The following is a 12,050-nucleotide window of genomic DNA, read 5'->3' on the forward strand; positions in this document are numbered from 1 at the left end:
TAATCTCCTAAAAAAATTTACTTCTTAAAAACAATTCCACAGATAGCAAAATAGTCCTCCCACTGAAAAAGGAGCTGCTGCACAACGAACCGATGTTGCAAGCCCTTGCAATAGCAAAAAGGGGAGTGGCGCAAAAAGTAGCTTTGCGACACTCCCCTTCAAAAGCCTTATTTATATGCCTTAACCAACGGTTCGTAATACTCCTTGCTGTGGCCGCAAAGGGGACACTTTTCCGGTGGCTGATTGCCTTCGTGCAAGTAGCCGCACTCCCGGCATTTCCAGTGAATTTTTTCATCTTTGCGCAACAGTTTTTGGTTCTCCAGCAGTTCCAGTAATTTTTTAAAGCGATCTGCATGATGATGTTCCACCTGTTGCACGGTGGCAAAGAATTGGGCAGCTTCGTGCTCGCCTTCCTCTTTGGCAATCTTCTCAAATTCCGGGTACATATCCTTCCATTCGTAGGATTCCTTATCAATGGAAGTTAGCAGATTTTCCTTACTGCCCTTGATGTCACCCAGTAATTTCAGAATGGTTTCGGCATGTTCCTTTTCGTTTCTGGCAGTTTCCTCAAAGACTTCAGCTATTTCCAGCCAGCCCTCTTTGCGCGCCACCGAGGCGAAAAAGGTATAGTAATTTCTAGCCATACTTTCCCCAGCAAAGGCAGCTTTCAAGTTGTCCACGGTTTTCTTACTCATAGGCACCTCCAAAAATTCCCAAAGTATACCCATAGTATTTGCCTAATGAACTAGTCTTAAACCCTTATGCCAAAAATTCAACCTGTCTACGGAACTGCAGACAGGTTGAAATGGCACCTAACGACTCTTATAATTTAAATCTATTCACCAATTGACTTAACTCAAGACCCATTTCATTGAGCCTTTCAATAGAGGAATTAACCTCCTCCATCGAGGCCGTTTGTTCCTCGGAGAGGGCAGCTACATTTTGTATATTGGTATTGATATCCTGCGTAGCGACGGAGGTCTGCTCAATTTGTTCCGTTAAACCAGAAATCATCTGATGTATCTCCGTAAAGACTACATCTACTTCTCCCACAGCCAAGCCACCCTTTTGGACAAAGGCAGCTCCCTGCTGCATTTTAACCACAGAATCTTGCGTACCCCTTTGCATTTCGGAAATGATGGAGGTAATATTCTGAGTGGCGTTTGATGTTTGCTCAGCCAGTTTACGCACCTCATCCGCCACCACGGCAAACCCCCTACCCTGTTCCCCCGCCCTAGCTGCCTCTATGGCTGCATTTAAGGCAAGCAAATTGGTTTGTTCGGCGATTTGCGTAATCAGCTCAACGATTTTTCCTACTTCTTCGGATTTTTCGTTAACCTCCTGCACCGAGCGGGCTACCTCATCGGTGGAATTCGCAATATCGCCCATTGCTGCAGTTACTTCATTTACCTTTTCTTTCCCCTTATGGACACGCCTGATAGCTTCACTGGCAGAAGCACTTACTTCTTGTGAAGCCGCAGAGATTTGTTCTATGGTGGCCGCCACCTGGGTAATTTCCTGGGTGGTTTTACTGTTGGCTTCGGTGGTTTGGTTGGTTATCTCAGTTAAGCTGGCACTGGTTCCGGAAACTCCCTCGGCAGATGTTTTGACCTGGCCGATTAATTCCTTAAGGCTGCCGATCATGGAGTTAATCACTTGACTTAGGGTTCCCAGTTCATCATTTCTTTGGCTGGCAATGTTTTGGGTTAAATCCCCCTGGGCCACTAAGCCTGCACCCTTTTCAATGTTTGAGATGGTTCCCACCAAACTGCGCGCAAATAAGGTTGTAATTAGAATAGCTACCACCAGGATCAGCAGGGTAGCCAGAGCAATGTACTCCGTCATCTCCTCGGCAACGGTATAGGCCTCACTTTCGGTTTGTTGGACAAATAAGCCCCAGTTGGTTAGCGGTATGCTGGAATAATACACAACCTTTTGGGAGCCTTGGCTGTCGATGTAGTGGTCGAATCCCGCTTTTCCTGCCAGGGCATTCTTCACATAATTTCTATCCGCCATGTTCAGGCCAACTCTACTGGCATCGGGATGTATGAGCATCTTGCCCTTGGTATCGGAAATATAGGCATACCCCGATTGACCAATTTTCTGTTTATTGATCATGGCATTAAGTTCTTCCAGGGACACATCCAGACCCACAACCCCTATAAAATCCCCCTGGCCATTCTTGACGGGAGCAGCCACGGAAATTACTTGTTTTTGGGTTGCCGTGTCGGTATAGCCCTCTGTAAAGACTAATTTATTCTGCTCCTTTGCTTCTCTGTACCAGTTTCTGGTCCTGGCATCAAAATCTGCAGCTAATTCTACTACCGGGTACATGGTTAATTTCCCCTCTAAATCACCGTAAAAAACGTTAAGATAATTTTTATTCCCCTCCTTCAAAGAACGAAAAATTGCTAGCATTTGCCCTTGGTTATAACTCCTCACTTCCGGAGAATTAGCTAAGGAGATGACCGTATTTGAGGCAGTTTCCAAAAAAATATTAATAGTATCTCGCACGGCTAAGTTTAGTGTTTTGGTATTTTCATTAACCGTTTTACTTATTTCCTTAGACATGGAGATCACCGACAAGGAGGCCAAAATGACATTACTGGTAATTAGGATAGCTGCGATAAACAAAGCCAGTTTTACCTTTAAACTTTTCACAAACACGTCCCCTTCTTTTTTATGAGTATTTAAAATGCTGGTTCTACCTAAAGATTATCGACAAAATTCGTCAAAACCTGAGGTTTTCTACACATAATAAAAGCCCTACCAAAAGGTAAGGCTTTGTGCTTTAATCCTAATTATTTCGTTGTTTTTCTTCTTCCACTAACACTCGCCGTAATACTTTACCCACCGTAGACTTGGGTAGTTCATCGCGAAATTCTAGGTGTTTCGGTACTTTATACTGGGCCAGATGTTGGCGGCAATACTTGATAATTTCTTCTTTGCGAGCCTCGACTCCCTCTTTTAAAACAACAAAGGCTTTTATCACTTCTCCCCGGGACCGATCGGCAATGCCGATCACTGCAGCTTCCTTTACCTTGGGGTGTTCGTAGAGGACTTCTTCCACTTCCCTCGGATATACGTTATAGCCCAGGCTAATGACAATATCCTTCTTGCGGTCAACAATATAGGTAAAGCCTTTATCATCAATGTAAGCCATATCGCCGGTATGTAACCAGCCACCCCGGAGGGATTTGGCAGTTTCTTCCGGCATCTGCCAGTAACCTTTCATCACCTGGGGCCCTTTAATACATAACTCTCCTATCTCACCTGCAGGAAGTTCTTTGGTGCCGGTTTCTATATCCACAATTTTAATATCCGTATTGGGCAGGGGTAGCCCAATGGAACCATTTATTCTCATGTTAGAAATGGGATTACAGTGGGTAACCGGTGATGACTCGGTTAAGCCATAACCCTCTACCAGAGTGGCACCGGTAATGGCCTCAAAATTTTGCTGCACTTCCATCGGCAAAGGGGCTCCGCCAGAGAGGCAAAATTTAATAGAGGATAAATCATATTTTTTAACATCCGGGTGAGAGATTACCGCAACGTAAAGAGATGGCACCCCCTGAAAAATGGTGGGCTGATATTGTTCAATTTGTTTTAATAAATTCAAGGCCTCCAAACGGGGAATAAGAATCATGGAAGCCGCCAGATAAACCGATAGATTCATACAGGTGGTCATGGCAAAAACATGGAAGAAGGGAAGCACACAAAAAAATCTCTCTTTAGCTTCTTCACAAGGGCTTAACCAAACCCTGGTTTGAATCACGTTGTCGGCTAGGTTTTTATGAGTTAGCATGGCTCCCTTAACAATCCCTGTAGTACCGCCGGTATACTGCAAAAGAGCCAGATCATTGGCCAGATCTATGGCCACCTCCGGTGGTGCAGGCTGAGCATTGGTTAACAATCCTTCAAAGCGATAACCAGCTTCCGATTTTATCAATGCTTCTGGTTGAGAAACATCCATCGCTAAGTAATCCTGCATACTGGTGGTAATGAGTAGCTTGATGCCTACCTCTGGCAGCAGGTTCGTTACCTTGGGTTGCAGTTGATCCAAGACAAGGATGGCTTCTGCTTGACAGTCCTTTAGCTGATAGGTTAACTCTCTTTCTGTATAAAGAGGATTTATCATAACAGCAGTGGCCCCAATTCGCATCACGGCATAATAGGCAATCACGATCTGCGGACAGTTCGGTAACATAATTGCCACCCGGACTCCCTTTTGCAGGCCAAGTTGGTGCAGTGCTGTGGCAAACCGATCTACCCTGTCTTTTAGTTGACTATATGACAAGCGATGATTAAGAAAAAGGATGGCCTCATTATCTGGATAGCAATTTGCTGAATGCTCTAGGAAACGATATAGGGACGTGTCGGTTAACTCCAACTGTTGCGGTACATCTTCTGGGTAGTTTTTATGCCAGGATTTTTTGTTCAAGAATAGCCCCCCTTGGGAATGTAATGTATACTCCTTACTTGAAATTTTTCGTTAAAAGGGGGGCTTTTTCCTTTAGACATCCTGTCGAAAAGAAATTTCTTTTTATACCTAGTTTTTGCCCAGGTCTGCAAAATTGTAGCTGGCCAATTCCTTATTGAGGGTCTGCCGAATGGAGAAGAGTGCCTGGTGCAAAGGACAGTGGGCTGTATGATTTTTGTTGCACTCCCCGGGGTCTACCAAACAGCGGTTTAATTCAATGGGTCCTTCCACCGCTTCCACCACATCCTTCATAGTAATCTCCCTTGGTTCTTTAGCCAGGGTATAGCCACCACTAACACCACGGTAAGATTCCACAATTCCCGCAGCAGCCAAGGAACGTAAAATCTTTAGCAAGAAGCGGAGGGGAATTTTCTCTGTTTCGGCAATCAGTTTGGCTTCCACCAACTGCCCTTTGGGTAAACCAGAGAGGTAATATACCGCCCGAAAGGCATAATCAGTTGCCTGATTTAATTTCATAGACATCCCCACTTTCTATAGTACAAAGTATACCCAATCGGTACAGTATATACCATAATTATGCTCTAATCCTATACCAGGGTCAATCTTTGTTTAAAGGCATTCTAGTTAGAAAAACTTGGCTTGAAGGGCATAACCTAAAAAGCTGCCGCTTGGTAAGCAGCAGCTTCAATCAATATTGATTATTCCTTCATCTCCAGCGGAAAACTAGCCCGGAAAGTGGTTCCTGCCGTTTCACTGACCTGGAAAGAGATTGATCCTTTTAAGTACCGCTCTGTGAGCAGCTTCATGCTGTAAGTGCCCAATCCCCTACCCTTACCTTTAGTCGAGAAAGACCTTTTAAACACCTGCAGTTGAACCTGCTTGGACATAACCTGGGAATTGCTTACCCAGATTTCCACCTGTTGATCTTTTCGAGCAGCCCCCACCTTTACAATATCGCCAGGTCGCGAGGCTTCTAAGGCATTTTTAATCATGTTACCTACAATCCTTTTTAAAAGCACCGGATCGCACTGAAAGTAACATACTTCAGCATCTTCGCTAAGGCGTAAGGCAATACCCTGGGCGACAGGGTGTTTGGCAAATTGATCAACTACTTTGCTCAACAGTTCCTTGGTCTCTACCGTAGCCCGCTGCACAACTAACTCATTATTTTCGGCACTTACCAAGTCCCTCTGTCCTAAAATCTCTTCAATTAACGAATCTGAAACCTCTTCCAAGTCTTGCATTAATTCTTGCTTTTTATGCGGGTCTTTGATATATCCCAACAGTTCCACAATCCCCCGCAAACTACCGGCGGTATTGATGATATCGTGGAAAAAGATTTTCTCCAATACTTGTCTTCTTTTCTCATCACTAATGTTGTTTACTTGCACAATGACGAAATTCTGCTCTTCCAGCTCAAAGGGTGTGGCCGAAATAAGAAGATCCAGAGCGACTAGTTCGTCCCCCTGCCTCACCGTAATTCTACACTCTTGGGAGTTTTTTTGGCCGCCGAGGCCGGTAAGCAAAGCAAGGACCGCCCCGCAGGTGCTACAAGCTTCTGAGGTGCCGCAGCCAGCTTCATTTTCACAAGCATGAACACAAGTTAAGATTTCACCCGGCCGCCCTCCCAGGATAAGCCTCGGGCTATCGATATTTAATAAATCAAAGAGGGCTTGGTTGCAATATACCAGTTGACGTTGTTGGTTGAGAATCATAATTACATTGGGTAACGCATCCAAAACACTATGAATCTCTTGGATTTTAGAGACCGCCTGGTATTGTTCCAGCACCCTGTTCATAGGCAATCTTGCTGCTGGAGCATAATGGCTAAAGTGATTTTCAAATAACATTTCACTCAATGTAAACAACTCTCCCTTAGGTATTTCCTAGTCTTTTAGATTATTTCAGCATAACAGAGCAATATTCCTCCAACAAACAAAAAGGAGTCAGCAAAATTATAGAAATTTCACTTCTAATTTTTGCTTACATCGTTACATGAAAGAAATTTGTCCCGATATCAATAAAGCATTTCAGTAAATCTTTCAATAAGCTGTGACACATCCCCTATGACGCCCATATGATGAACTAAAAGTAATGTTTTCTGCCTACTCTCTAACATTACCTGAAAGGGGGTATTTTATGGGCTTTGGCTTCGGAGGCATTAGTAATAATTCCTCCATTGTATTCCTAGTGCTCATCTTGCTCCTTAGTGGTAGCTTTGGTCCAGGTTGTTGTAACAAATAAAAGGCAGCATGATTACATTCATTAAAAGGAGGTTAAACTTATGGGTTTTGGTTGTGGTAGCGGCTGTGGTGGCGGCGGTTCAAATCTTATTATTTTCTTAATTCTTATCCTGTTATTCAGTGGCAATTGCGGCGGTTTCGGCGGTTGCCGAGCAGAATAATCTTATTTCCCATTTAAAAGTACCACTCTTATTAAAAAATCATATTATGCAATAGAGCTTCAACAAATATCAAATTTTGATCTCTGGCAAAGGCTCTGGTCTTTATTTCCTATTGGATGAATCTTTTGGGGAAGGGGGGGTATCTGATGGGTTTCGGTTTCGGCTCCGGTTGTGGTGGTGGTTGTAATCAGAACAACTCTTTTATTATCTTTTTAATTCTACTCCTACTGCTCGGCGGCGGTTCTGGCTGCTGCGGCTTCAACGTTGAGAATGAAAAGTAACCTTTTCTTCTTATAGTAACAACATCTCTTAGAGAAGGGAGGTCATCTAATGGGCTTCGGGTTTGGTTGTGGTGGTGGTTGTAATCAAAATTCTTTTATCATTTTTTTAATTCTAATCCTACTGCTCGGCGGCGGCTCTGGCTGCTGCGGCTTCAACGTTGAGAATGAAAAGTAACCTTTTCTTCTTATAGTAATAAAAGCTCTTGTGGAAGGGAGGTCATCTAATGGGTTTCGGTTGTGGTGGTGGTTGTAATCAGAACAACTCTTTTGTCATCTTTTTAATTCTGATCCTACTGCTTTGCGGCAGCAACACAGGTTGCGGCGGTTTTTTCAGTGTTGAAAAATAACCTACTCTTCTAAACAAAGCTCCTGGTTCCAGGAGTTTTGTTTTTTCATGTATCTAATTAATATCATCATTTATTAAACTTTTTCTACCTTGTAACAAACGTGTTTATTTGGAATATTATGTAGAAAAAGGAGGGGTTGCGTTATGGGTTTTGGCTTTCGCCCGGAATCTGGTCGACCTGGTTACGGTTCTGGCTATGGCCCGGGATTAGGTCCTAATTACGGCAAATCTAATTATGGTAATTGCCCTGTTTGCGGCAAACCTGGTTATGGTAAACCTGGCTCCAATTCTAGCCCTAAAGTAGAGAGTGATAAAAAGAAAAAAGCTCCAACAAAAAAACACCCATTTACTCGTTAGCTAGAAAAGCTAGGCTTACGCCGAGTCTTTAGGCGTAAGTGGAAACCAATATACCAAAAAACGTCTATGCAGTTCAGGTTTACTGTATAGACGTTTTTTTCAGTTATCATAGAAAGTATTTAGTCTGAAAATGTATAGTATAAAGCGATTTATCTTATCCCCTGGCACCTTCTGTTTGCTTTCCCTCAACAATAACATCTAATTTCCCGGTATGAGGATCTATGACTAAGCCGTGCACAAACACATTTGGAGGCATTAGTGGGTGCTTTCTGATCGTTTCCACGCTCTTTTTTACACTGTCGGATACATTTTCAAACCCACGGAGCCATTTACGGATGTTTATTCCCGAATACTCCAGGGTGAAAATGGTTTGTTCAGTAACTCCCCGGCTAATCATCTTGTGTAAAGTTTCATCGGGATTTATATTGGCCATACCACAGTCGTGATGCCCTATTACCATGACTTCCTCTGCCCCCAGTTCATAAATAGCAACCAGAATACTTCTCATAATACTTCCCAGAGGGTGGGATACCAGTCCACCGGCATTTTTGATAATTTTGGCATCACCATTTTTAAGATTCATGGCCTTGGGTAACAATTCGGTCAACCTGGCATCCATACAGGTTAGGATGACTACCTTTTTGTCCGGATATTTAGTGGTTTGGAACTCACGGAATTCTTCCTGCTCAACAAATTGTTTGTTATAGTCTAGAATCTCTCGTAAAAAGCCCATTTTACTCACTCCTATAATCCCTGTGGTTTTTCATTAATAGTCTACCCAGGTTACCACATTATTTTGTGAAATAAAAGTCACCTACAGACATTCTTCTCGCCGTCACCAGGGTCTTTTCATGCACATAAAAAAAGGGTCTCCGATGACTGTATCGAAGACCCTTTTCTCTCACTATATCCACTATACCACTTCATGCAGTTTTATAAAATCATCTATCTTTTTTAAGTTCAATATCAACCTCTATTTCCAACTGTTTAATTTGATTTTCAAGATCCTCTCCGTTGATAATACCTAAATCTGTCATTTCCTGGTGGAGGGATTCCCAAGCGTACTCATTCTTCAATTTTTAACCCCTCCAATAGTTATGTTTCATCATTAAAATTTGGTAGGAGGAACTCTAAAATTATTGTTGAAATAGAATTTTGGTAAATACTTCTAATAGGGTATTTTCAAACTGCTGACGTTTAGCTGTTGTTCCAGCTAAACGTCATTTTTTCATTTGTCCTTTTATTATTTTCTTCACCCTCCCTTTAATTAAATTTGTAATTTTCAGATTATGTTTTGTTTATTCTATTAATAAAGCTATTTTCCCTCTAATTTTTTACTATTATTACAATAAAAACCATTTTATCTAAGAAATATTTATTTCCATGGAGTTATTATTACTTTGTTGTCAATACCAATAAATCGCAGTCTATTTCTTTGTCTAAAACTGGCCTGGAAATCTTTGTGAGAACAATTATTATTTTAAACCAAACACGTGTTCTGTGCAAGGTCAAAATTTTTTATTGATAGTTAATTTTATTTAATTTCTTGTGCTCCCTTGCCCACGCTTTATTTTGCTAAGTTCCCACAGAGCAATGGCATACCCGCCCAGAGTCAATCCGGTAGGAATTGCTTCTCGCCAATCCATTTGCAAAATTACCAAAGACACCAGCAGACCCGCTACCAGTGCTATCATGGGTGCCAATTTTTTTAGGTTCGGTACCAGTTGATAGGTAACCCAAACTAATAGTAGTATTACAGGAACAAAAGGAACTGCAGCGGTTGGTACAAATACCTGCAGTAGACCACCAAATTCTTCAAAAATTGTGCTAATTTCCACTTTATCCCTCCTCTAATTCCAGAGATAAAATTAGCCCGTAAGCAATTTCATTAGCCAGTCCATGTAAAAAAGTAGTATTCTTAAGCAAGCCAGCATCCCAAGCGTTATCAATAAATAAGCATTCTAAGAGAACGGCGGGCATTTCTGTTAGGCGAAGAACCGCAAAATTAGCATACTTGCACCCACGATCTTTAATCTTATATTGGGCTAGGTATCTCATGACCTGACTGTGTAACCGATTTCTAATCATATCGGCCCGTTTATCCTTGGCGGCAGGGTGAACAAAACTTTCAAAGCCCTCACCGCCACCGGCATTTACATGAATTGATAAATAAAAATCCGCCTGCAGGAGGTTGGCTTCCTGCGGCGGTTTGTATAATTCATCCTGCGTGGTGCTTTTAGGATTGCCCGCAGATGGCTGGACGATTATGACATCTGCATTCACCCTAATAAGTTTTTCCCGAACTCGCTGGGCAATTTCCCAGGCAACATACTTTTCCACCAACCCATTGGCAACGGCCCCAGGATCCTGTCCGCCGTGACCAGGGTCAAGAACAATCATTTTTTTCTTCCTCAACGCAACCTCCCCTTTACCTTAGCCAATATTTTAGCACCAGGCCAATGCCAACCCCGATACCACTCCATTTTGCTAAACACAGCATCATGGTCATTATTTTGTCATCCTGCTGCTCATTTCTGAAGTCTTGTTTGCTACAGCATCTTTCCCGGTATCTCTCGCACTCCTGGCGGTTCACCGCGTCCCTCTGATTGTCAAGCCGCTCATAGATCTGTTTAATTTCCTCGCGAGTCTCTTCCCGCTGTTTGGTTAGAGCCAATTCAATTCGCTCCAACCATTTCAGTACATTGCTCAGTTCATTTTTTAATACGTTAACATCCTCCGGTGGCACAAATCCACCCCCTACTGTCATAAACTGATTACCTGTTTAAAAAGCGTAATAGCTTTCTAATGCTGTTCTGTGGTTGGGTAGTTTTTAGCAACTCTGCATATTCTAAATCCCTCTTTTGCTTAGCCTGCTCACATAGAACATCAATGAATTGCCTATATTCTGCTAAGCCGATTTCCTGGATAGCAGTATGATCCGGTAATTCTACTTGCTCATCTAAAGGGAACACCACCTCTGCATCACTTTCATACCCTATCACAAAATTAACCGGTAGATTTCCGTATTGTACCGTCCCATCTTCCTGGACATGTTTTGCTGTTTTAAAATAACGCATCATCCCCCTCCTAACTCAGAGAATTAATAATACCACTAAAAGACAATGGCCCAGTGTAGCCACTGGGTTTAAGATCATTCAGACAACGAAAGGCTGTACCTGGATAGCCCAGGGCTATTAGTACTTCCCTGACCCCCTTTTGGGATAAGGCCGCAACAGCCGATCCAGAGGCTTTATTTCGTACGGTAAATGTTCTGGTTACTTGGCCTCCCCTGTCGTCCCTTACCATCACCTGGCAAACGTTATTCCCTAGTAATACATCCGTAAATGTGCAGTCAAAGGCGATACTCCTGGAGCAATTTTTCCAATCGACTTTTGTTATACCACTCTGGATAATCTTATACTGGAGTGCATCCCCCGTATTGGCATCATCTGGGGTAATTCTAACAGTAAACCGATTTTCAGTAACGACTATTACTTGACCTTCGGCTAAGGTTTGATTTGTGGCCGGTGAGAATAGTAAGCACGTTGGAGCTTTATTTACCGTGAAATTGACTGATTGCTGTGATTGATTTCCCGCATGATCTATAGCGGTAACCACGAGTACCTGGCCCCCGGCAGAGGTAATGGCTGTGCCGGAAGTGTAAGCCATACCATTAAGCGTAGCCGTTACCGAAGCAAGCCCCGCACCTCCTGCATCCGTAGCCGAGAAGATTGGCGTTACCGAATTCTGATAGGTTTGTCCATTAGCCACCCCTGAAATACTAATCACCGGTGTCGTTCGGTCCACCGTCAAGGTATAGCCCATCGTCGCTGTGGCTATACCACCCATCCCATCGTCAGCAGTAACAAGTATATTGCTATAACTTCCTTCAGCAATGTTATCTGCAGACACATCCCAGGTTAAAGACCATGTTTTTGCTGTGGAGGTGTTGCTGATAACCGTAATCTTTGTCTTCCCGTTAATGGCAGCGCTAATTGTAACATTATTGTTATCAACATCACTTACAGTGCCGGAGATAGTAATAGTTTTTCTTCCGGGAGCTGTGGAAAATGATTGATTTGTTGCAGGTAAAGATATGGTAATCTTAGGATTGCAATTTAATTGAGCCATCGTGCTTCTTATACCACCTGAAGTGGTCTGACAAATAAAGGCAGAGGTATTAAAACCATTTACGAGGGTTTTTGCACCAGTATTTACATT

Annotated in this window: 16 protein-coding genes; 4 read left to right on the forward strand and 12 right to left on the reverse strand. The window is 42.8% G+C overall.

What is annotated here, in order from left to right:
- Positions 1–167: 167 nt before the first annotated feature.
- From BUA78_RS17715 to BUA78_RS17735, 5 genes are all read right to left on the reverse strand, one after another.
- On the reverse strand, positions 168–695 hold the full coding sequence (locus BUA78_RS17715) for a rubrerythrin family protein (protein ID WP_072917216.1): 528 nt from the start codon (positions 693–695) through the stop codon (positions 168–170).
- A 127-nt stretch (positions 696–822) separates the two neighbouring features.
- Complete coding sequence (locus BUA78_RS17720) at positions 823–2,661, reverse strand: methyl-accepting chemotaxis protein (protein WP_072917218.1); 1,839 nt, start codon at positions 2,659–2,661, stop codon at positions 823–825.
- Between the two features lie 136 nt (positions 2,662–2,797).
- On the reverse strand, positions 2,798–4,441 hold the full coding sequence (locus tag BUA78_RS17725; RefSeq protein WP_072917220.1) for a long-chain-fatty-acid--CoA ligase: 1,644 nt from the start codon (positions 4,439–4,441) through the stop codon (positions 2,798–2,800).
- Between the two features lie 108 nt (positions 4,442–4,549).
- On the reverse strand, positions 4,550–4,957 hold the full coding sequence (locus tag BUA78_RS17730; protein ID WP_072917222.1) for an RrF2 family transcriptional regulator: 408 nt from the start codon (positions 4,955–4,957) through the stop codon (positions 4,550–4,552).
- A 182-nt stretch (positions 4,958–5,139) separates the two neighbouring features.
- A complete protein-coding gene (locus BUA78_RS17735; protein ID WP_072917244.1) occupies positions 5,140–6,291 on the reverse strand; it encodes a PAS domain-containing sensor histidine kinase in 1,152 nt (383 codons plus the stop codon).
- A 700-nt stretch (positions 6,292–6,991) separates the two neighbouring features.
- Between BUA78_RS17735 and BUA78_RS20910 the strand changes: the two genes are divergently transcribed.
- The 4 genes from BUA78_RS20910 to BUA78_RS17740 all read left to right on the forward strand — a co-directional run bounded on the left by BUA78_RS20910 (position 6,992) and on the right by BUA78_RS17740 (position 7,829).
- Entirely contained in the window at positions 6,992–7,126 is a 135-nt protein-coding gene (locus tag BUA78_RS20910) for a hypothetical protein (RefSeq protein ID WP_274377409.1), read from the forward strand.
- Between the two features lie 49 nt (positions 7,127–7,175).
- Positions 7,176–7,301, forward strand: a complete 126-nt coding sequence (locus BUA78_RS20915) for a hypothetical protein (protein ID WP_274377410.1) — start codon at positions 7,176–7,178, stop codon at positions 7,299–7,301.
- 49 nt (positions 7,302–7,350) lie between these two features.
- Entirely contained in the window at positions 7,351–7,473 is a 123-nt protein-coding gene (locus BUA78_RS20920; RefSeq protein WP_274377411.1) for a hypothetical protein, read from the forward strand.
- Between the two features lie 143 nt (positions 7,474–7,616).
- A complete protein-coding gene (locus tag BUA78_RS17740) occupies positions 7,617–7,829 on the forward strand; it encodes a hypothetical protein (RefSeq protein WP_072917224.1) in 213 nt (70 codons plus the stop codon).
- 154 nt (positions 7,830–7,983) lie between these two features.
- Here the strand turns inward: BUA78_RS17740 and BUA78_RS17745 are convergent, their stop codons facing one another.
- The 7 genes from BUA78_RS17745 to BUA78_RS17770 all read right to left on the reverse strand — a co-directional run.
- The gene (locus BUA78_RS17745) at positions 7,984–8,562 is read right to left on the reverse strand and encodes a beta-class carbonic anhydrase (RefSeq protein WP_072917226.1); all 579 of its coding nucleotides are present in this window, start codon (positions 8,560–8,562) and stop codon (positions 7,984–7,986) included.
- A 208-nt stretch (positions 8,563–8,770) separates the two neighbouring features.
- Positions 8,771–8,905, reverse strand: a complete 135-nt coding sequence (locus tag BUA78_RS20925) for a hypothetical protein (protein WP_274377412.1) — start codon at positions 8,903–8,905, stop codon at positions 8,771–8,773.
- A gap of 462 nt (positions 8,906–9,367) precedes the next feature.
- Positions 9,368–9,667 (reverse strand): hypothetical protein, encoded by a 300-nt coding sequence (locus BUA78_RS17750; RefSeq protein ID WP_072917229.1) that lies wholly within the window; start codon positions 9,665–9,667, stop codon positions 9,368–9,370.
- Between the two features lies 1 nt (position 9,668).
- The gene (locus BUA78_RS17755) at positions 9,669–10,244 is read right to left on the reverse strand and encodes an N-acetylmuramoyl-L-alanine amidase (protein ID WP_084082496.1); all 576 of its coding nucleotides are present in this window, start codon (positions 10,242–10,244) and stop codon (positions 9,669–9,671) included.
- A 13-nt stretch (positions 10,245–10,257) separates the two neighbouring features.
- Positions 10,258–10,575, reverse strand: a complete 318-nt coding sequence (locus BUA78_RS17760; RefSeq protein WP_072917230.1) for a hypothetical protein — start codon at positions 10,573–10,575, stop codon at positions 10,258–10,260.
- Positions 10,576–10,603: 28 nt separating this feature from the next.
- Complete coding sequence (locus tag BUA78_RS17765; protein ID WP_072917233.1) at positions 10,604–10,906, reverse strand: hypothetical protein; 303 nt, start codon at positions 10,904–10,906, stop codon at positions 10,604–10,606.
- Positions 10,907–10,916: 10 nt separating this feature from the next.
- Positions 10,917–12,050 (reverse strand): Ig-like domain-containing protein (locus tag BUA78_RS17770; protein ID WP_207650516.1); only part of this gene is annotated, 1,134 nt, incomplete at its 5' end.

The organism is Desulforamulus aeronauticus DSM 10349 (genome assembly GCF_900142375.1).
Classification (GTDB): domain Bacteria; phylum Bacillota; class Desulfotomaculia; order Desulfotomaculales; family Desulfotomaculaceae; genus Desulfotomaculum; species Desulfotomaculum aeronauticum.